This is a genomic window from Micromonospora sp. NPDC005979 (assembly GCF_040614415.1).
In the GTDB taxonomy this organism is placed as follows: domain Bacteria; phylum Actinomycetota; class Actinomycetes; order Mycobacteriales; family Micromonosporaceae; genus Micromonospora.
Genome location: NZ_JBEXUR010000008.1, coordinates 120,065 through 139,340 on the forward strand (window position 1 = coordinate 120,065; position 19,276 = coordinate 139,340).

Annotated in this window: 17 protein-coding genes; 11 read left to right on the forward strand and 6 right to left on the reverse strand. The window is 69.4% G+C overall.

The window, feature by feature from the left end; genetic code table 11:
- Window positions 1–40: 40 nt before the first annotated feature.
- On the forward strand, window positions 41–853 hold the full coding sequence (locus tag ABZ272_RS15520; RefSeq protein WP_355050611.1) for a DUF427 domain-containing protein: 813 nt from the start codon (window positions 41–43) through the stop codon (window positions 851–853).
- Window positions 854–937: 84 nt separating this feature from the next.
- Here ABZ272_RS15520 and ABZ272_RS15525 read toward each other — a convergent pair whose 3' ends face one another.
- From ABZ272_RS15525 to ABZ272_RS15545, 5 genes are all read right to left on the reverse strand, one after another.
- Window positions 938–2,680 carry an ABC transporter substrate-binding protein gene (locus ABZ272_RS15525; protein WP_355050612.1) on the reverse strand — a complete coding sequence of 581 codons (1,743 nt, stop codon included), beginning with the start codon at window positions 2,678–2,680 and terminating at the stop codon, window positions 938–940.
- 146 nt (window positions 2,681–2,826) lie between these two features.
- Entirely contained in the window at window positions 2,827–3,813 is a 987-nt protein-coding gene (locus tag ABZ272_RS15530) for an ABC transporter permease (RefSeq protein ID WP_355050613.1), read from the reverse strand.
- An 11-nt stretch (window positions 3,814–3,824) separates the two neighbouring features.
- Window positions 3,825–4,832: an ABC transporter permease gene (locus tag ABZ272_RS15535; RefSeq protein WP_355050614.1), complete on the reverse strand. Its 1,008-nt coding sequence runs from the start codon at window positions 4,830–4,832 to the stop codon at window positions 3,825–3,827.
- Window positions 4,829–5,965, reverse strand: coding sequence for a dipeptide ABC transporter ATP-binding protein (locus ABZ272_RS15540; protein ID WP_355050615.1), 1,137 nt, complete (start codon window positions 5,963–5,965; stop codon window positions 4,829–4,831). Before ABZ272_RS15540 ends, ABZ272_RS15535 begins: the two co-directional genes overlap by 4 nt.
- Window positions 5,962–7,005 carry an ABC transporter ATP-binding protein gene (locus ABZ272_RS15545; protein WP_355050616.1) on the reverse strand — a complete coding sequence of 348 codons (1,044 nt, stop codon included), beginning with the start codon at window positions 7,003–7,005 and terminating at the stop codon, window positions 5,962–5,964. The genes ABZ272_RS15540 and ABZ272_RS15545 overlap by 4 nt, the downstream gene beginning before the upstream one ends.
- 445 nt (window positions 7,006–7,450) lie before the next feature.
- Here ABZ272_RS15545 and ABZ272_RS15550 point away from each other — a divergent pair, with 445 nt between their 5' ends.
- The 6 genes from ABZ272_RS15550 to ABZ272_RS15575 all read left to right on the forward strand — a co-directional run bounded on the left by ABZ272_RS15550 (window position 7,451) and on the right by ABZ272_RS15575 (window position 14,908).
- The gene (locus tag ABZ272_RS15550) at window positions 7,451–8,002 is read left to right on the forward strand and encodes a Uma2 family endonuclease (protein ID WP_355050617.1); all 552 of its coding nucleotides are present in this window, start codon (window positions 7,451–7,453) and stop codon (window positions 8,000–8,002) included.
- Window positions 8,003–8,034: 32 nt separating this feature from the next.
- Window positions 8,035–9,471 (forward strand): TldD/PmbA family protein, encoded by a 1,437-nt coding sequence (locus ABZ272_RS15555; RefSeq protein ID WP_355050618.1) that lies wholly within the window; start codon window positions 8,035–8,037, stop codon window positions 9,469–9,471.
- A complete protein-coding gene (locus ABZ272_RS15560; RefSeq protein WP_355050619.1) occupies window positions 9,468–10,865 on the forward strand; it encodes a metallopeptidase TldD-related protein in 1,398 nt (465 codons plus the stop codon). The genes ABZ272_RS15555 and ABZ272_RS15560 overlap by 4 nt, the downstream gene beginning before the upstream one ends.
- 231 nt (window positions 10,866–11,096) lie before the next feature.
- Entirely contained in the window at window positions 11,097–11,903 is an 807-nt protein-coding gene (locus tag ABZ272_RS15565) for a hypothetical protein (RefSeq protein ID WP_355050620.1), read from the forward strand.
- 12 nt (window positions 11,904–11,915) lie between these two features.
- Window positions 11,916–13,844 carry a fumarate reductase/succinate dehydrogenase flavoprotein subunit gene (locus ABZ272_RS15570; protein WP_355050621.1) on the forward strand — a complete coding sequence of 643 codons (1,929 nt, stop codon included), beginning with the start codon at window positions 11,916–11,918 and terminating at the stop codon, window positions 13,842–13,844.
- The gene (locus ABZ272_RS15575; RefSeq protein ID WP_355050622.1) at window positions 13,841–14,908 is read left to right on the forward strand and encodes a succinate dehydrogenase/fumarate reductase iron-sulfur subunit; all 1,068 of its coding nucleotides are present in this window, start codon (window positions 13,841–13,843) and stop codon (window positions 14,906–14,908) included. Before ABZ272_RS15570 ends, ABZ272_RS15575 begins: the two co-directional genes overlap by 4 nt.
- An 89-nt stretch (window positions 14,909–14,997) precedes the next feature.
- On the opposite strand, the gene ABZ272_RS15580 is transcribed toward ABZ272_RS15575, so the two are convergent.
- The gene (locus tag ABZ272_RS15580) at window positions 14,998–15,438 is read right to left on the reverse strand and encodes a (deoxy)nucleoside triphosphate pyrophosphohydrolase (protein WP_355050623.1); all 441 of its coding nucleotides are present in this window, start codon (window positions 15,436–15,438) and stop codon (window positions 14,998–15,000) included.
- A gap of 183 nt (window positions 15,439–15,621) precedes the next feature.
- Here ABZ272_RS15580 and ABZ272_RS15585 point away from each other — a divergent pair, with 183 nt between their 5' ends.
- The 4 genes from ABZ272_RS15585 to ABZ272_RS15600 all read left to right on the forward strand — a co-directional run bounded on the left by ABZ272_RS15585 (window position 15,622) and on the right by ABZ272_RS15600 (window position 19,235).
- A complete protein-coding gene (locus ABZ272_RS15585; RefSeq protein ID WP_355050624.1) occupies window positions 15,622–15,930 on the forward strand; it encodes a 4a-hydroxytetrahydrobiopterin dehydratase in 309 nt (102 codons plus the stop codon).
- 40 nt (window positions 15,931–15,970) lie between these two features.
- Window positions 15,971–16,333, forward strand: coding sequence for a PH domain-containing protein (locus ABZ272_RS15590; protein ID WP_355050625.1), 363 nt, complete (start codon window positions 15,971–15,973; stop codon window positions 16,331–16,333).
- Window positions 16,334–16,540: 207 nt separating this feature from the next.
- On the forward strand, window positions 16,541–17,272 hold the full coding sequence (locus ABZ272_RS15595) for a class I SAM-dependent methyltransferase (RefSeq protein WP_355050626.1): 732 nt from the start codon (window positions 16,541–16,543) through the stop codon (window positions 17,270–17,272).
- A 145-nt stretch (window positions 17,273–17,417) separates the two neighbouring features.
- Window positions 17,418–19,235: an MFS transporter gene (locus ABZ272_RS15600; RefSeq protein ID WP_355050627.1), complete on the forward strand. Its 1,818-nt coding sequence runs from the start codon at window positions 17,418–17,420 to the stop codon at window positions 19,233–19,235.
- Window positions 19,236–19,276 lie beyond the last annotated feature (41 nt).

A 19,276-nucleotide genomic window follows, 5' to 3' on the forward strand; every position in this document is an offset into this window, starting at 1 on the left:
GCAACAAACGCATGTGACAACGCGGGGGCCACCCTGATCGTTGAACCGGCGCCTGCCAGAGCCGGCCGTCACAGCACGGGAGGACAACGTGTCGGATTATCCGAAGATGATCGTCCCGGTCGGCCACATTGAGCCGGTGCCTCGCCGGATCCGAGCCTTCCTCGGCGGCGAGCAGGTACTGGAGACCACGCGGGCGTTGTACGTGTGGGAATGGCCGTTCTTCCCGCAGTACTACATCCCCGTCGACGACCTGAATCGCGACCTGTTGATCGAGGGCCAGCGCACCGAGGTGACCCCGCGCGGGACCGCGCGGCTGCACGGGCTGCAGGTTGGCGAGACGATCCGCACTTCGTGCGGGCGGTTGTACGGAGACGACGCGCTGGCCGGATTGGCGAACACGATCCGGTTCGACTGGGCAGCCATGGATGCGTGGTTCGAGGAGGACGAAGAGGTCTTCGTGCACCCCCGCAACCCGTTCTCGCGGGTGGACGCCGTGCGTTCCACCCGCAGCGTCAGGGTGGAACTGGAAGGGGTCGTCCTGGCCGAGTCGACCTCGCCCGTGATGGTCTTCGAAACCGGTCTACCGCCCCGCTACTACCTCAACCGGACCGACGTGAACTTCACGCACCTCGTGCCGTCGGCGACGAGGACCGCCTGCCCGTACAAGGGGCAGACCAGCGACTACTGGTCGATCCGTCTCGATGACCAGACCCACCCGGACCTGGCCTGGTCGTACGACTTCCCGACCGCCGCACTCCTGCCGATCGCCGGCCTGATCGCCTTCTACAACGAGAAAGTCGATCTCTTCGTCGACGGCGAGCAACTGAGCCGGCCGACAACGCCCTTCCACTGAACCAACGCGCTGGATTGCTCGAAAATCGGCAAGGGCCCCTTTCGACGACGCTGTCGAAAGGGGCCCCGCGCGCGGTACGACGACCTACGGCTTGACGAACGCGTTGACGAACGCCGGGTAGCCGAAGACGCTGGAGACGAAGACGCCGCCGGCCTTGGAGCCGTACACGTGGTACGCCACGTCGACGTAGAGCGGCACCACGGGCGCGTGCTCCTTCATGATCCGCTCGTCCAGCTTGGCCCATTCCGGGCCCTGCTCGGACGGGGCGAGCGCCAGGATCCGGTCCATCTCGGCGTTGATCGTCGGGTCGTTGAAGTAGGACTGGTTGCTGTTGCCCTCGGCCTTGATGCTGCGGCCGTCGTACAGCACCGGCAGGATCGCCGCACCGCTCGGCCAGTCCGCCGCCCAGTTACCGATGTACAGGTCCCACGGGTTGTCCTTCTTCTTGATCTCGTCGAGCTTCGCGTCGTCCGAGATGTTCCGCAACGTGATCTTGAAGCCGGCGCGCTCCAGGTTGGCCTTGAGCTGGGCGCCCTGCTGCTGCTCGGTCGAGTTGTCGGCGACACCGAGGACCAGCTCCGGCGTCTGCCCGCCGAGCAGCTCCTTGGCCTTGGCGACGTCGCCGTTGGGGCCCGCCGGGTACGCCTCGTACGCCTTGTAGCCGATCGTGGCCGGCGGCATCAGCGTGGTCAGCGGGGCGGCGACGTTCTGCCCGCCGAGCGCCTTGACCATGCCCTCCCGGTCGATGGCGTAGTTCAGCGCCTGGCGGATCTTCAAGTCCTTGACCCGCTGGTTGTTGATGACGAGCTGGTTGGCGCTCGGCGTCGGCGAGAGGATGCTGCGCGACTTCAGCGCGGCGTCCCCGGCCACCTTGGCGACCAGCGAGGCGGGTACGGCGTTGAAGGCGAGCGCGCTCTGGTCGGCACCGTTGTCGGCGATGACCCGGTTGTTGGCGGCGTCCGCGGTCGGGCCGAAACTCCAGACGAACTGGTCCGGGTACTGGTGCCGGACCGGGTCGGTGTTCGGGTCCCAGTTGGTGTTGCGGTCGAGCGTGATCTGGACGCCGACCTGGTTCTTGGCGACCTTGTAGGGGCCGGACGAGAACGGCTGCTTGTCCAGGTCGATGCCGGTGTCCTTGTCCGGGGGCAGCGGCGCGGTGGTCGGCAGCGACGCGGCGAACGGCAGGTCACAGCGCGGCTTGGCGAACTCGAACCGCAGCGTCTTCGCGTCCGGCGTGGTCAGGCCGGGGGGCAGGGACGTCTTGTTCTTCTTGAAGTCCCACTTGGTGTCGAACTGCGGGGTGTCGGCCAGCCACTCCTGGATGTAGGTCGGGCCACCGGAGAGGTCGGGGTCGAAGGAGCGGGCGATGCCGTACGCGATCTCCTTGGCGGTGATCGGCCGGCCGTCCTCGAACTTCACCCCGTCCTTGATGGTGAATTCCCAGACCTTGCAGTCGTTGTTGACGTTCTTGCCCGGCGTCTCGGCGAGGTCACCGACGAGGACGAGGCCACCCTTGCCGTCGTCCTTCCAGGTGGTCAGGTAGCGCGCGAAGAGCGGGTTGGTCATGAGGCCGGCGAACGAGTACGTCCGCTGCGGGTCGAGGTGGGAGATCGGCGACTCCCGGATGATGGTGAAGGTGCCGCCCTTCGCGGCGCCGCTCACCTCGGCCGCCGGCCCCTGCGAGTCCTTGGGGTCGGTCGCGATGACCCCGGTCTGCTGCCGGTTGTTGTCCACCGTGGTGCCCTCGCCCGTGTTCTTCGAGCACGCACCCAACGCAACAACCAGAGCGATCGCGCCGCCTGCGGCAACCGCCACGCGTGGTCGCATGAAGTACCTCCTTCACCCATGTGTCGTGCGGTTCCGTCGGGGCGGGAACCGCCGACGTCCCGAGGATCGTAAGGAAGAAAAACTACAAGTTGTGTAACAGTTGTCGATAAATTCCGCCAGCAGCCACGCGCGGGACCGCGCACGGCTCAGCGCAGCCGCACCCGTGGGTCGATGGCCGCGTACAGCAGGTCCACCAGCACGTTCGCCAGCACCACGAAGACGGCGGCGATCAGCACGGTCGCCATGATGGTGGGCAGGTCGCCCGAGCGCACGGCGTCCACCGCCGTACGCCCCAACCCCTGGATGCCGAACGTCGTCTCGGTGATCACCGTGCCGCCCAGCGCCCCGCCCACGTCCAGCCCCGCGATGGTCACCACCGGAGTGATCGCCGCGCGCAGCGCGTGTCGCCCGTACACCTTGGGTTTGGCCAGGCCCTTGGCCCGCGCGGTCCGGACGAAGTCCTCGGACAGCGTCTCCAGCATCTGCGCCCGCGACAGCCGGGCATAGATCGCCGAGAACAGGAACGCCAACGACACCCAGGCGAGCACCAGCCCACTGGCCCACTTCGCCGGATTGTCGAAGAGCGAGGTGTAACTGGGCACCGGCAGCCACCGCAGGTTGTAGACGAACACCAGCAGCAGCACCGCGCCCACGAAGTAGAGCTGCAACGACGCGCCGGTGAGCGAGAAGCCGATGGCCGCCCGGTCCAGCCAGGTGCCCCGGCGCAGCGCCGAGACCATGCCCAGTCCCACCCCGAGCAGCAGCCAGAGGATCGCCGCCGGGATCACGATGCTCAGCGTCACCGGCAGCACCCGGGCAATGGTGTCCGAGACGGCCTCGTTGGTGACGTACGACCAGCCCAGGCAGGGCGCGTCGCACCGGCCGCCCTGAGCGCTGCCCAGGTCCCGACCGGCGACGATGCCCTTCATGTAGCCGGCGTACTGGCTGATCAACGGGTCGTTGAGGCCCAGGTCATCGCGGACCCGTTCCAACCGCTCCGCGTTGCAGTTCTTGGAGCAGATGCTGCTCACCGGATCGCGGGGCAGGGCGAAGAACATCAGGAACGTCAACACGCTCACCGCGAACAGGGTCAGCGTGGCGGAGAAGAGTCGCTTGATCAGAAATCGCGCCATGATTGTGACCCCTACCGGGACGACTTCGGGTCGAGCGCGTCCCGCAACGCGTCGCCGAAGAGGTTGAAGGCGAACACCAGCGCGAAGATCGTGATGCCCGGGAAGAACACGTACGCCGGGTCGGTCTGGAGGAAGTCCAGACTGCGGTAGATCATCCGGCCGAAGCTCGGCGTCTCGTCGCTGAGGCCGACGCCGATGAAGGAGAGCGCGGCCTCGCTGGTGATGAACTGCGGCACCGCCAGGGAGAACGACACCAGGATCGGCGCCCAGATGTTCGGCAGGAGCTGCCGGAAGATGATGTGCCCCAACCCGGCGCCGCTGGCCTTGGCGGCCTCCACGAACTCCCGCTCGCGCAGCGCGATCACCTGCCCACGTACCAGCCGGGCCGTGCTGGTCCAGCCGAAGATCGCGAAGACGGCGATCAGCACCCCCACCCCGAACGCGGAAGACACCTGCCCCCGCTCGCCGTAGAAGCGCAGCGTGATCGTGGGGGTGAGCGCCAACGCGATGATCAGGAACGGCATGGCGAGAGTCAGGTCGGTGATCCAGTTGATCACCGCGTCCAGCCAGCCGCCGAGGTAGCCCGCCAGCGCGCCGAGCGCGATGCCGATCGTGGCGGTGATCAGCGCGGCGGCGAACGCGATGAACAGTGACGTGCGCAGCCCGTAGATCAACCGGATGAAGATGTCCCGGCCCAACCCCGGTTCCAGGCCGAACCAGTGCTCCCCGGTGACCCCGCCGACGTAACCCAGCGGCATGCCGAAGCCGTCCAGCAGGCTCTGGAACTGCTCGCGCGGCCCGACGCCGTAGACCATCTCGATCAGCGGGGCGGACAACCCCAACACCATGAAGAACACCAGCAGTACGCCGCTGACCACGGCCGTGCGATCGCGGCGCAGCCGCATCCAGGCGAGCTGACCGGGCGAACGGCCGACGACACCCTTCACCTGCGGCCCGCTCGCCTCCGAGCCGGACTCGATCTCGGCCAGCGCCACACCCTCCACCGGGGACAGGCTCACGACGACACCTCCTCGACGGTCGGGGCCGCTACCTGGGGGCCGGTGCTGCCTGCTTCCCCTTCGGGGCCGGTGCTGGCGGCTTCCCCTTCGGGGCTCGTGCCGGCCGCTTCCCCTTCGGGGCTCGTGCCGGCCGCTTCCCCTTCGGGGCTCGTGCCGGCCGCTTCCCCTTCGGGGAAGTGACACGCGGTGGCCTGCCGGCCTCCGTCGCGCGGGATCAACGCGGGCTGCTCGGTGGCGCAGACGTCCTGCGCCTTCCAGCAGCGGGTACGGAACCGGCAGCCGGACGGCGGGTCGAGCGGCGTGGGAACGTCACCGGTCAACCGGATCCGGCCGGCCGGACCGAGCTGCGTGACGTCCGGGATCGCCGAGAGCAGCGCCCGGGTGTACGGATGTTGCGGGCGCTCGTAGATGTCCTCCCGGTCGCCGATCTCCACGATCCGGCCCAGGTACATGACCGCGACCCGCTGACAGAAGTGCCGGACCACGGCCAGGTCGTGCGCGATGAACACGAACGCCAACCCGAGTTCTCGTTGCAGGTCCCGCAGCAGGTTGACGACCTGCGCCTGGATCGAGACGTCCAGCGCGCTCACCGGCTCGTCCGCGACGATCAGCTTCGGTCGCAGCGCCAACGCGCGGGCGATACCGATGCGCTGGCGCTGCCCGCCGGAGAACTCGTGCGGGTACCGGTTGTAGTGCTCCGGGTTCAACCCGACCAGCTCCAGCAGCTCCTGCACCCGCGCCTTGATGCCGCCGGGCGGCTTGATGCCGTTGACCTGCAACGGCATCGCCACGATCCGACCGACCGTGTGCCGGGGGTTCAGCGACGCGTACGGGTCCTGGAAGATGATCTGGAGTTCCTGCCGCAGCGGGCGCAGCTCGCGCCGGCCGGCGTGGGTGATGTCCCGCCCGGCGAACTCAATGCTGCCGCTCGTCGGCTCCAGCAGCCGCACCAGCATCCGGCCGGTGGTCGTCTTGCCGCAGCCCGACTCCCCCACCAGGCCGAGCGTCTCGCCGGGGCGCACGTCGAAGTCGAGCCCGTCGACAGCCCGCACCAGACCGGTGGCGCGCAGCCCCTGCCGTACCGGGAAGTGCTTGGTCAGCCCCCGGACCCGCAGCAGCGGTTCGTCGCTCATCGGGCCACCCCCACGGATGCCACGTTCTCGGCGTAGATCGCCGCACGCTCCTCGGCGCTCAGGTGGCAGGCGACCAGGTGGCCGTCGCCGCCCGCCGGTCGCAACTCGGGCACCTCGACACGGGACCGGTCGCCGACGCGGTCGTCGTAACGGCAGCGCGGGTGGAAGGCACACCCGGACGGCAGGTTGATGAGGCTCGGCGGATTGCCGGGGATCGGCACCAGGTCCGCGTCCGCGTCGCCGTGCAGCGACGGCACGCTGGAGAGCAACCCCCAGGTGTACGGATGCTGCGGCGAGCGGAGCACCTGCTCCACGCTGCCGTGCTCCACGGCCCGCCCGCCGTACATGACCAGCACCTCGTCGGCGACCTGGCCGACCACACCGAGGTCGTGGGTGATCAGGATGATCGCGGAGTGGAACTCGGCCTGGAGGTCGGCGAGCAGGTCGAGGATCTGCGCCTGCACCGTGACGTCCAGCGCGGTGGTCGGCTCGTCGGCGATCAGCAACGCCGGGTCGTTGACCAGCGCCATGGCGATCATCGCCCGCTGACGCATGCCGCCGGAGAACTCGTGGGGGTACGCATCGAAGCGGCGGGCGGGCTGCGGGATGCCGACCCGGTCCAGCATGTCCACCGCCCGCTGCCGGGCCGCACGCCGACCGACCTTCGGGTGGTGCACCCGGTACGCCTCGGCGATCTGCCGGCCGACGGTGTAGTACGGGTGCAGCGCGGACAGCGGATCCTGGAAGATCATCGCCATCTCCCGGCCGCGCAGTCGGCGTACCTCCTCCTCGGGCAGACCGACGAGCTGCCGGCCGCCGACGGAGATCTCCCCGGTGATCGTGGCCCGCTTGGGATCGTGCAGACCGAGGATGGCCAGCGACGTGACGCTCTTTCCGGAGCCGGACTCACCGACGATGCCGAGCGTGCGCCCCCGCTCGACGGCGAAGGACACCCCGTCGACCGCGCGCACGACGCCGTCGGAGGTGTCGAAGCGGACCCGCAGGTCACTCACCCGCAGGTAGGGATCCGAGCTGTCCACGGCACCTCCCTCAGTGACGAAGAGAACTTACAACAATGTCCAGAGGGTGAAAATAAGCTACAAGTTCGGCACGTGTCAGCGGGCCCGAGCGTAACGAGTCCGCATCAGCCCCGCACGCCCCGAGGCGCGAGGTGCGAGGTGCGACGCCCGCGCCCGCGCCCGCGCCCGCGCCCGCGCCCAAGATCCTCACAACATCACCGAAGTTGCTGCCTCAGCCCGCGCCGGAGACAGCAACATCCCCGATCCTGCGCAGATCTTGACGGCGAATCCACCCCAGCGTCGTCAAGGTCGTGCTCGAACCAGGATGTAGTGGCCTCGACGCGCCGGGAGACCACTACATCCACGATCGAGCGCGATCTTGACGGATCACCAGCCCGAGCCGCATCCATGCGTGCTCGCACCACAAGTGCGACCTCAGCAGGCGGGAATGAGGTGCGCTGGTCAGGTGATACCCACCGGCATTCTTTGCCGCAGCCTGCCGTGGACTGAATCGGACTACCTCGCCCTTGGCGTAACGGCCGAGCGGATCGAACTCCTCGATGGCGCCCTGCTCATCGGACCGCCACCGTCTGTACGCCACCAGGTGATCTTCGGTGCGCTCGCAGCCACGCTGACACCGGGCTGCGTAGCGGCGGATCGCACCCTGCTGCCGGTGGTCAACCTACGACTCAGCACCAGTCGGATCCTCAACCCCGACCTCGTTGTGACGGCGGAGCTGGACCTCACGGCCGACTGCGTGCCGGCGAGCGCGGTCCTGCTGATTGGCGAGATCACCGCGCCTCACACCGCCGTCATCGACCGCCTGTTGAAACCGCATGTCTACGCTGCGGCCGGCATCGAGTGGTATCTCCTCGTCGAGCAGGAAACGCTGGCCCTGCACCTCTATCGGCTGGAGGGTTCCCGATACGTGCGGCAGTCGACGACCAGGGTCGGCGAGGTGCTGGAACTGACCGAGCCGGTACGGGCCACCATCCGGCCGGAGGAACTTCTTCCCTGACGGGTGTCGGTCGGCTGCCCTAGGGTCGTCACATGACCGAGTTCGACGCGGCCACCGCCGCCGTCCAGGCCGCTCTCGACGCGGGCGCCCGGTACGCCGACGCGCGGGTGATGCACCGCCGCTACGAGTCGATGACCGCGCGCAACGGCGACGTGGAGGAGCTGACCCAGGACGAGAGCATCGGGCTCGGCGTCCGGGCGCTGGTCGGGGCCAGTTGGGGCTTTCACGCCGTACCCGATCTGTCGGACGCCGCCGCCCGCGACGCCGGCCGGCGGGCGACCCGGACCGCGATGGCCAGCGCGCGGGTGCCCGGCCCCGCGGTCGACCTGGTCGCGGTCGAGGCCGTGACGGCGAGCTGGTCCTCGGATTGCCGGATCGACCCGCTCGGGGTTCCGCTGTCCGACAAGGGCGACCTGCTGGTCGGCGCGACCCGCGCCATGGCCGAGCACGGCGCGGACCTGGCCGAGGGGCTCTACCAGATCTGGGACACCGCGAAGTGGTTCGTCTCCAGCGAGGGTCACCGCATCGACCAGCGCATCCGTGAGTGCGGCGGCGGCATCTCGGCCACCTCGATCGGCGACGGCGAGACGCAGCGGCGGTCCTGGCCCAGTTACCGGGGGCAGTACGGCACCACCGGCTGGGAGCTGGTCGACTCGCTCGACCTGGCCGCGCACGCCGCGCAGATCGCCGAGGAGTCCCGGGCGCTGCTCACCGCGCCACCCTGCCCGGCCGGCGAGACGGATCTGATCCTCGGCAGCGAGCAGCTGGCCCTGCAGATCCACGAGTCGGTCGGACACGCCATCGAGCTGGACCGGATCCTCGGCTGGGAGGCCGCGTTCGCCGGCACGTCCTGGCTGGACCTGGCCCAACTCGGCTCGCTGCGCTACGGCTCCGAGCTGATGAACATCACCATCGACCCGACGATCCCCGGCGCGCTGGGCAGCTTCGGTTTCGACGACGAGGGCTCCCCCGCCGTCAAGCGGGACGCGGTACGCGACGGTCGGTGGGTGGGGGTGCTCGCGGGCCGCGACTCCGCGGCCGTGGCGGGCCTCGACTACGGCGGCAGCGTACGCGCCGACGGGTGGGCCCGGCTGCCGATGGTGCGGATGACGAACGTGGGCCTGGAACCCGGTCCGCACACCCTGGAGGAGATCATCGCGGCCACCGACGACGGGGTGCTGATGGACCTCAACCGCTCGTGGTCGATCGACGACAAGCGGCTCAACTTCCAGTTCGGTTGTGAGATCGGCTGGGAGATCAAGAACGGTCGGCGGGGGCGGATGTTGCGCAATCCGACGTACACCGGGATCGGCCCGCTGTTCTGGCGTTCGATGGACATGCTCTCCGGCGAGACGGTGCCCTGGGGGACCCCCAACTGCGGCAAGGGCCAGCCGGGCCAGGTCGGACACACCGGCCACCCGGCCGCGCCGGCCCGCTTCCGCAACGTCCGGGTGGGGGTTTCGGCATGACGGAGATCGATCTGGCGGGGCAGGTCGTCGAGTTGGTCCGGCGGCTCGGTGGCCCGGCCGTGCAGGCCGAGGTGGTGGCGACGCGGGCGGATCTGGCGCTCACCCGCTTCGCCAACTCGGCCATCCACCAGAACGTCTCCGAGTCGACGGTCGGCGTCCGGCTGCGGGTGCACGTCGACGGACGCACCGTCGCCGGCAGCGGGAGCATCGTCACCCCTGACGGGCTGCACGCGCTTGTCGAGCGGACCTTGGCCGCGACCCGCCTCGGTCCACTCGACCCGGGATGGCCCGGCCTGGTGCCGCCCACGCCCGCGCCGGTCGCGCCGCCCGTCGACGAGGCGACCGCCCATGCCGAGCCGGACCAGCGGGCCGACCGGGTGGCCGCGTTCGTGGCCGCCGCCGGACCCCTCACAACGGCGGGTTACTGCCGTACCGCGCATCGCTCGTCGGCGTTCGCGAACTCGGCGGGGCACAGCGCGTACGGCCGGTCGGCGGAGGCGGCGATGGACGGCATCGCCCGCCGCGACGGCGCGGACGGCGTCGCGCGGCACAGCGCGGACCGGCTGTCCGACCTCGACGGGGCCGAGTTGGGCGCGCACGCCGCCGCGAAGGCGCAGGCGGCAGCAGACCCGGTCGAGTTGCCGCCGGGGCGCTACGAGGTGGTGTTCGAACCGGCCGCCGTGGCGGACCTGTTGCAGAACCTGTCCTGGTACGGCTTCAACGGCAAGCGGTACGCCGAGCGGCAGTCCTTCGCCGAGCCGGGGGCGGCCCAGTTCGACCCGCTGGTGACCCTGGTGGACGATCCGCTCGGCGCGTCCGGCCTCCCGTTCGATGCCGAGGGGACCGGCCGGCGGGCGGTGACCCTGGTCGAGGCGGGCACCACGCGGGCCGTCGCACACGACCGGCGGACCGCCGCCGACGCGGGCGCGGAGTCCACCGGACACGCGATCGCGGGCGGCGCCACCTGGGGCCCGATGGCCCGCAACCTCCGACTCTCGCCCGCGGTGGCCGGGCCGGCCAGCGCGGTGGGCCGGAACACCACGGGCACGGCCGCCGGCGCGGTGGTCGACGCGGACACGGCGGCGCTGGTCGCCGGAGTACGACGGGGGTTGCTGGTCAGCGACCTCTGGTACACCCGAGTGCTCGACCCGAAGAGCCTGGTCGTCACCGGGTTGACCCGCAACGGGGTGTGGCTGATCGAGGACGGCACGGTCGTCCGGGCGGTCCGCGACCTGCGGTTCACTGAGTCGTACCCCCGGGCGCTCGGGCCGGGCGCGGTGCTCGGGCTGGGCTCGGAGACGGTGCGCCAACCGGACCGGGTGGACGGTGCCTGGTGGGCGGCGCCCTCGGTGCGGCTGGCGTCCTGGCACTTCACCGGAGGCGCGTCGGGCTGAGGACCGCGACGGTCGACTCGCCTCGGCGTTTTACCAGGCCAGACACACGGGACACTCCCTTGCGCGGACGGCCCGCAAAGATCGGCGTAACGTGTGTCACTTAGCTGCGTCGGTCGATCCGGCGTGGTCGTTGGTGTGCGCATGACGTGGCAGCGGGTGCGGGTTCGCCGGTCCGCGTGCCGACCGGAGACAGCAGCCCGCCCGTACGGGCCCGTCGAGGAGACGACTCGAATGACTTCAACGGCAACGAGGCCGCGGGGGGCGCGGGCGCGCGCCGCCATCACGGCGAAGACGTTGCGTACCGACCGATGGTGGTTCGCCCCGCTGATCACGGTGATCGGGCTCGGCGCCTGGGTGGCGTACGCGACGGTCCGGGTCTTCATGCACAAGTGGTACTGGGTGGACCAGTTCCACTACCTGACCCCGTTCTACTCCCCGTGCGTGACCGACCGGTGTGTCGAGCAGGCCTCGCACTTCGGCCGGTTCCTGCCCGGCTGGTGGATCATCCCGGACGCGGCGCTGACCCTGCCGTTCCTGCTGCTGTTCCGGCTCACCTGTTACTACTACCGCAAGGCGTACTACCGGTCGTTCTGGCTGTCGCCGCCGGCCTGCGCCGTCCCGGACGGCCACAAGGAGTACGGCGGGGAGACCCGTTTCCCGCTGCTCGGTCAGAACCTGCACCGCTACTTCTTCTACGCCGCCGCGATCATCTCGCTGATCAACACGTGGGACGCGATCCTCGCGTTCCACTCACCCAAGGGCTTCGGCTTCGGGCTGGGCAACCTCGTCCTGCTGCTCAATGTGGTCATGCTCTGGGCGTACACGATCTCCTGCCACTCCTGCCGGCACATCATCGGCGGCCGGCTCAAGCACTTCTCCAAGCACCCGGTGCGCTACCGCGCGTGGACCTTCGTCTCGGCGTTGAACGTCCGGCACATGCAGCTCGCCTGGATCACCCTCGGCACCCTCGCGCTGACCGACTTCTACGTGATGGCGCTGTCCGCCGGCTGGTTCAACGACCTGCGGTTCATCAACTAAAGGGCCCCTGACATGACCACTACCACTCGGATCGAACGACACCACTACGACGTCGTCGTCATCGGGGCCGGCGGCGCCGGTCTGCGCGCCGCCATCGAGGCCCGCCTCGCCGGCAAGAAGACGGCGATCATCTCGAAGTCGCTGTTCGGCAAGGCGCACACGGTGATGGCCGAGGGCGGCGCCGCCGCCGCGATGGGCAACGTGAACAGCCGGGACAACTGGCAGGTGCACTTCCGCGACACCATGCGCGGCGGCAAGTTCCTCAACAACTTCCGGATGGCCGAGCTGCACGCGAAGGAGTCGCCGCAGCGGATCTGGGAGCTGGAGACGTACGGCGCGCTCTTCGACCGTACGAAGGACGGCAAGATCTCCCAGCGCAACTTCGGTGGGCACGAGTACCCCCGACTGGCGCACGTCGGCGACCGGACCGGCCTGGAACTGATCCGCACCCTCCAGCAGAAGATCGTCTCGCTGCAACAGGAGGACAAGCGCGAGTTCGGCTCGTACGACGCCCGGATCAGGGTCTTCTCCGAGACGACAATCACCGAGTTGTTGCTCGACGGCGACCGGGTAGCGGGCGCGTTCGGCTACTACCGCGAGTCCGGCGAGTTCATCCTCTTCGAGGCGCCGGCGGTGGTACTGGCCACCGGCGGTGTCGGACGCTCCTACAAGGTCACCTCGAACTCCTGGGAGTACACCGGGGACGGGCACGCGCTGGCGCTGCGCGCCGGGGCGACGCTGATCAACATGGAGTTCCTCCAGTTCCACCCGACCGGCATGGTCTGGCCGCCCTCGGTGAAGGGCATCCTGGTCACCGAGTCGGTCCGTGGCGACGGTGGTGTCCTCAAGAACTCCGAGGGCAAGCGGTTCATGTTCGACTACGTCCCCGACGTCTTCCGCAAGCAGTACGCGGAGACCGAGGAGGAGGCGGACCGCTGGTACACCGACCCGGACAACAACCGGCGTCCACCGGAGCTGCTGCCCCGCGACGAGGTGGCCCGAGCGATCAACAGCGAGGTCAAGGCCGGGCGGGGCTCCCCCGCCGGCGGTGTCTTCCTGGACATCGCGAGCCGGCGCTCGGCCGACGAGATCCGCCGGCGGCTGCCCTCGATGTACCACCAGTTCAAGGAGCTGGCCGACGTCGACATCACCGCCGAGCCGATGGAGGTCGGGCCGACCTGCCACTACGTGATGGGCGGCGTCGAGGTGGACCCGGACTCGGGCGCCGCCTTCGGCCACGTACGCGGACTGTTCGCCGCCGGTGAGGTGTCCGGCGGCATGCACGGCTCCAACCGGCTCGGCGGCAATTCCCTGTCCGACCTGCTGGTCTTCGGCAAGCGGGCCGGCGGGCACGCGGCCAGCTACGCCGACGGGCTGTCCGCCCGACCGAAGGTGGCAGTCGACGCCGTCGAGGCCGCCGTGGAGACCGCTCTCGCCCCGTTGCAGCGGGACACCGGCGAGAGCCCGTACACCCTCCAGCAGGACCTCCAGGCGGTCATGGGGGATCTGGTCGGCATCATCCGGCGCGAGGGTGAGCTGGCCGACGCGCTGGTCCGCCTCGCGGAGCTGCGCGAGCGGGTGGCCAAGGTGAGCGCGGCCGGTGGTCGGCGCTACAACCCGGGCTGGCACCTCGCCCTGGACCTGCGCAACATGCTCGTGGTCTCGGAGTGCACCGCGAAGGCGGCGCTGGAGCGGCAGGAGTCGCGCGGCGGGCACACCCGCGAGGACTTCCCGGCGATGGAGCCGAAGTGGCGGCAGGTCAACCTGGTCTGCGCGCTCGACGGTGACACCGTGCAGCTGACCCGCAAGCCGTTGCCGACGATGCGACCGGAGTTGATCGGCCTCTTCGACCGGGCGGAGCTGGCCAAGTACCTCACCGACGAGGAGCTCACCGACTTCGACGCTCTCGTCGCCGACGCTGGAGAGGCGGACAACCGATGAGCGCGAAGCGTCAGTTCCGGATCTGGCGGGGCGACGAGACCGGCGGCGACCTGCAGGACTACATGGTGGAGGTGAACGAGGGCGAGGTCGTCCTCGACGTCATCCACCGCCTGCAGGCGACCGACGCGCCCGACCTGGCCTGCCGGTGGAACTGCAAGGCCGGCAAGTGCGGCTCCTGCTCCATGGAGATCAACGGCAAGCCGCGGCTGGGCTGCATGACCCGGATGTCGACCTTCGGCGACGACGAGACGGTCACGGTCACCCCGCTGCGGACCTTCCCGGTCATCCGGGACCTGGTCACCGACGTCTCGTTCAACTACGAGAAGGCGCGGGAGACGCCGGCGTTCGCCCCGCCGGCGGACGTCGCGCCGGGTGACTACCGGATGCAGCAGGTCGACGTCGAGCGCTCGCAGGAGTTCCGCAAGTGCATCGAGTGCTTCCTGTGCCAGACGGTCTGCCACGTGATCCGTGACCACGAGGAGAACAAGCAGGCGTTCTCCGGGCCGCGGTACTTCATCCGGGCGGCCGAGCTGGACATGCACCCGCTGGACGCCCGGACCGACCGCAAGGAGTACGCACAGGCGGAACAGGGCCTCGGTTTCTGCAACATCACCAAGTGCTGCACCGAGGTCTGCCCCGAGCACATCAAGATCACCGACAACGGGATCATCCCCATGAAGGAACGGGTCGTCGACCGCAGGTACGATCCCCTTGTGTGGCTTGGTAGCAAGATCTTCCGTCGGGGCGAGACGCCCCAGACCAGCGTGACCACCGCCCGTCAGGGCTCGGCGAACCTGCCGGGTACGAGCCGAGGTGGCGTGCACTCGCACGCCGGTGGCTCGCACGACCCGCAGGCCGAGGCGCAGGCGCAGAGCGGCGTCAACTGGCACCGCGAGGTTCCCCACCCGACCGCTCCGGCGGTCGACGACCGGGGCAAGCTGCCGCTGACGGAGCTCACCTTCGACCGGCCCGCCGCGCCGTCGCCCTTCGGCGACGACGTGACCTTCCCGCTGCCTCCGGAGCACCTCAACTTCGCGCACCCGGACCAGGACGACAAGCACTAGCAGGACCACCGGAGACGGGGGCTGTCGGCGATGCCGACAGCCCCCGCCCCATTCCCCCACCCCTGGCCCGGCCCAAGGGGCCGGCGGGGTTAGGGGGTTTTCAGGTGGGGGCGTAGGGCGGCCACGATGGGAGCGTCGGCGGGGAGCCAGGTGACCGAGTCCAGTTCGTCGACGGTCAGCCAGCGCAGCGCCTGGTGCTCCAGCGCCTGCGGCTCGTCACCGTGGAGCAGGCGGGCGGCGTACACCTTCAGTACCGACCGGCCATGGGCCATCCGGACGTTGCGGCCGACCCGAGCACCGATCTCGACGCGTACGGCCAGCTCCTCGGCGCACTCCCGGATCAGCGCCTCGGTCTCACCCTCCCCCGGCTCGACCTTCCCACCAGGGAACTCCCACATACCGGCCACCTCCGGCGGGGCGGAGCGCGCACAGGCGAGCACCCGTCCGTCCCGGATGATCGCCGCTCCCACGATCACCTTCAGGTCCCGTCGCTGGGCCTGCCCGCCACCATTAGCCCGTTCGGTCTGCACGGGCGTCCAGGGTGCCAGATCAATCGGCGGTTTGGGTACCGACACCGTCCGCTAGGCCAATAGAACACGGAAGTGTGGGCGTGGACACCCCTACCGAGCGACGACAGACTAGAAGGCACCGACAAGACACGGGATGGCGACGATTTGGCCACAAGCCGGCAACGGCGCTTGGGGGGTGCGGTAATGCGCGTGCTGTTCAGCAGCCGAGCCAAACACGACTACCTTTCCGACGCGTTGACCTTGCTATCTGGTTGGACGCGGGACGGTGAGCAGATCCGGCGCACGCTGGTGATCGACGATACCCAACACGCGGCCCTGACTGAACGGGTCAAGGTCGTGGCGGACGCCCTGCACCTGCGTCCCGAGATAAGCCGCCGGTCCGACAGCACCCTGATCCGGGTGGGGCATGGCAACGGTGAGCCCCTGACCGAGGGTGAGGTCCTGCTGGCCGCCCGTATCGAGGACGCCTACCGGGCGGTCACCGAGTCCTGAGTAGCCGGCGCGTTGGCACCGGTTTTCTAGCCTGGATCGCATGGCGAACATCGCGTACGACCGCAAAGAGCAGGTCCAGCAGATCGAGAGTGGGCTGCTCGACGGCGAGCAGATCATCGCCGTCTACGACGCCGTCGGCACCGGCACCGGGTTCATCGGGCTGACCGACCGGCGCGTGATCATCCAGGACCGCTCCTTCGTCGGCAAGCGGTATGCGATCACCAGCATCCCGTACTCGAAGATCACCAGCGTGAGCGTGGTCAGCAACAAGTCCTGGGGTGGGTCGTTCTTCTCCACCGGCGCGATCGCGATCCACGTCGGCACGCACACGTACGAGGTGGAGTTCCGCGGCGCGCAGAAGAGCCACCACGTGCACAACGTGATCCTGCACCACATCTCCTGACGATCTTTCTGACCGGGAGCCCGGCGGGCGTAAATGCCTTGCCGGGCTCCCGGCGTCTCTGGTGTCCTCGGTGCACCGCCGCCCGAAGGGAGCAGTGCCATGCCCAACACGACGAAGTCCCCCCGACCGAACGTCATCCGACTTGAGGAAACGAGGCTTCGTGAGCAGAAAGTCATGCGCCACTGACACCCACCCCGGAGGCCGCTGATGTCGGTCTTCGACGATCCCGGCCTCTTCGGCCGGCTGTGGGCTGCCGGATACGACAGCCCCGGCAACCCCGACCCGGCTCCGGCCGTGGACTTCCTGGCCGATCTGGCTGACGGCGGTCCGGTCCTGGAACTGGCGATCGGCACCGGCCGGGTCGCACTGCCACTGGCCGAGCGCGGCCTCAGCGTGCACGGCATCGAGGCGTCCGAGGAGATGGTGGCGCTGATGCGGGCCAAGCCCGGTGGCGACCAGATCCCCACGGTCGTCGGTGACATGGCGGACGTGGGCGTGCAGGGCCCGTTCCGCCTGGCGTACCTGGTCTTCAACACGCTGTTCAACCTGGTGGACGCCGAGCGGCAGGCGGACCTGTTCCGCAACGTCGCCCGGGTGCTGTCGCCCGGCGGGGCGTTCGTCATCGAGACGTTCGTCCCCGACCCGAGCGGTTTCGACGCGGACGAGCAGTTGCAGGTCCGCGAGGTGACCGAGGACTCCGTGACGATCCGAGTGCACCGGTACGACCGGCCGGCGCAGCGCTTCATCCGCCAGACCATCACCTTCGACGGCAACGGCGTGCACCTGAAGCCGTTCGCGATGCGGTACGCGTGGCCGCACCAGATCGACGAGATGGCGCGGCAGGCGGGCCTTGCGCTCACCGAGCGGTACGCCGACTGGCACCGGCAGCCGTTCACGGCGGAGAGTCCGTCACACATCTCCGTCTACCGGGTGCGGTAACGGTCGGTCGACTCGGGTCCCCGGTGGACGTCCACCGGGGACCCGAGTCGATCCCGACACCCGAACGAGCGCTTCCGCGCTGGGCTGATTCTGCTGGCAGCAGTACCTGCTGGCGGATGGCGTCGATGCCCGGTCGACTGCTCTCATGCCTCGTTCTCCGCGTACCTCGCCGTACTGGCCGGTGGTCAGTCATCCCCTGCTGCGACGCGTACTACCCGGGTTGGCCGTGTCCGCTCTCGGCGATGGCATGGCGGTGGTCGCGGTGACCTGGCTTGCCATCCAGCTCGCACCGACCGGTCAGCGCGGTCTCTGGATCGCGGTCGCCGTGGCCGCGTACACCCTTCCCAGCGCTGTCGGAACGGTGGCCTTCGGTCGGCTGCTGCGCGGGCGCGGCGGCGCCCAGCTCGCCGGGTGGGACGCGATCCTGCGCGCCGCAGCGCTCGCCGCGATCCCGATCGCCCACCTGACCGGCACGCTGACGATCGGGCTGTACGTCGCCCTGCTCGCCGCGTCCGCCCTCCTGCACTCGTGGGGTTCGGCCGGGCGGTTCACCCTGATCGCCGAGTTGCTGCCCCCGCGACACCACCTGCCGGCGAACGCGGTGCCCACCACCATCTCCGGCTTCGCCACCGTCGTCGGCCCACCGCTGGCCGGCATCCTGATCGGCTGGGTGGGGCCGGTGTGGGTCATCGCCGTCGACGCCGCCACCTTCGCGGTGCTGGCGCTCACCTATCGGCTCGCGCTGCCCACCACCAGGACGATCCCTGGGTACGAGCGCAGCGCCTCCCGTACCGCCGGCTTCGCGTTCATCCGCCGTCAGCCCACACTGCTGGGCCTGCTGGTGCTGAGCGTCGCGTTCTTCTTCCTGTTCGGCCCGGTGTACGTCGCCATGCCCCTGCACATCACCGACGACCTGCGAGGTTCCGCGACGTTACTCGGCGCGTACTACACCGCCTTCGGCGTCGGCGGCCTCCTCGGCGGTGTGCTCGCCGGTCATCTTCGGCACTGGCCGCTACAGCCGACGATCATCGGGATCGTCATCGGGTTCGGCGCGGCGATGCTGCCGCTCGGTCTGGGAGCGCCCGTCGTCCTGTCCCTGCCCGCGTTCGCCCTGGCGGGCCTGATCTGGGCGCCGTACATGTCCACGTCGATGGCGCTGTTCCAGCGCAGCGTGTCGACCGAGCAGCTACCCGCCGTACTCGCCGCGAACAGCGCAGTGCTTGTTCTCGCGGTGCCTCTGGGCACCATGCTCGGCGGCCCGCTGGCCGGCGCCATCGGTCCCCGCCCGACGCTGCTCCTCTGCGGTACGGCGATTCTGGCGCTCGGGCTGGCCGCCGCAGGGCTCGCGATGCTGCGGCGGAGCGCAGGAGGCCCGGTCGGAGTGCCGCGCCGGTCCAGCTCGCGGCCATGTCACTCACACGGCGAGCGCGAGGCCGAGGCCGATCAGCACCGACGCGGTGGCGCCCGTCGCGAAGACCCGCCTGCTCCGAGGCCGCATTCCCCAGGTGTTGTCCCTGAACGGCACGCGCTGGCCGCTGATCCTGCCGCGCAGCCACCTGGCGGTGAGGAACAGCAACGTCCAGACCATGGCGGCACCGAACGCACCGACCAGGCCGGAGGCCAGCGCCTCGCCAACGGGAGTGTGGGCGGCCAGCCGGTAGGCGTCCGAGGAACGTCGTTCCTTGCGGAGGATGGTGGGAATCTGGCCTGCCAGCACGAGGCCACACAGCGCTATCGGGGTGAGCCAAGGCTGCCGCATCGGCGGGGCGTCGACCCGTGCCGAGTCCGCAGCGAGGAAGAGGATGAGCAACCCGAATGGCAGCCAACTCAGCACGACGACCAGCGGCAGCCATGCCCCGGACATGACATCGACCAGCATGACCATCAGGTCGTCACCGATGAGGTTGCCGGCACCGAAGATCGCGAACCACAGCACCAGGTAGGGGAAGCCGAACCGTCGTAGATCCTGAGGCGTCACGGACGTGGAGTGTATTCAGCAGCGAC

Excerpts from the sequence above, each read along its gene's own strand:
- ABZ272_RS15600 (WP_355050627.1), top strand. The coding sequence starts at position 17,418 with ATGCCTCGTTCTCCGCGTACCTCGCCGTACTGGCCGGTGGTCAGTCAT.
- ABZ272_RS15565 (WP_355050620.1), top strand. The coding sequence starts at position 11,097 with ATGACTTCAACGGCAACGAGGCCGCGGGGGGCGCGGGCGCGCGCCGCC.
- ABZ272_RS15540 (WP_355050615.1), bottom strand. The coding sequence starts at position 5,965 with ATGAGCGACGAACCGCTGCTGCGGGTCCGGGGGCTGACCAAGCACTTC.
- ABZ272_RS15570 (WP_355050621.1), top strand. The coding sequence starts at position 11,916 with ATGACCACTACCACTCGGATCGAACGACACCACTACGACGTCGTCGTC.
- ABZ272_RS15560 (WP_355050619.1), top strand. The coding sequence starts at position 9,468 with ATGACGGAGATCGATCTGGCGGGGCAGGTCGTCGAGTTGGTCCGGCGG.
- ABZ272_RS15590 (WP_355050625.1), top strand. The coding sequence starts at position 15,971 with ATGGCGAACATCGCGTACGACCGCAAAGAGCAGGTCCAGCAGATCGAG.
- ABZ272_RS15595 (WP_355050626.1), top strand. The coding sequence starts at position 16,541 with ATGTCGGTCTTCGACGATCCCGGCCTCTTCGGCCGGCTGTGGGCTGCC.
- ABZ272_RS15530 (WP_355050613.1), bottom strand. The coding sequence starts at position 3,813 with ATGGCGCGATTTCTGATCAAGCGACTCTTCTCCGCCACGCTGACCCTG.
- ABZ272_RS15575 (WP_355050622.1), top strand. The coding sequence starts at position 13,841 with ATGAGCGCGAAGCGTCAGTTCCGGATCTGGCGGGGCGACGAGACCGGC.
- ABZ272_RS15585 (WP_355050624.1), top strand. The coding sequence starts at position 15,622 with ATGCGCGTGCTGTTCAGCAGCCGAGCCAAACACGACTACCTTTCCGAC.
- ABZ272_RS15525 (WP_355050612.1), bottom strand. The coding sequence starts at position 2,680 with ATGCGACCACGCGTGGCGGTTGCCGCAGGCGGCGCGATCGCTCTGGTT.
- ABZ272_RS15555 (WP_355050618.1), top strand. The coding sequence starts at position 8,035 with ATGACCGAGTTCGACGCGGCCACCGCCGCCGTCCAGGCCGCTCTCGAC.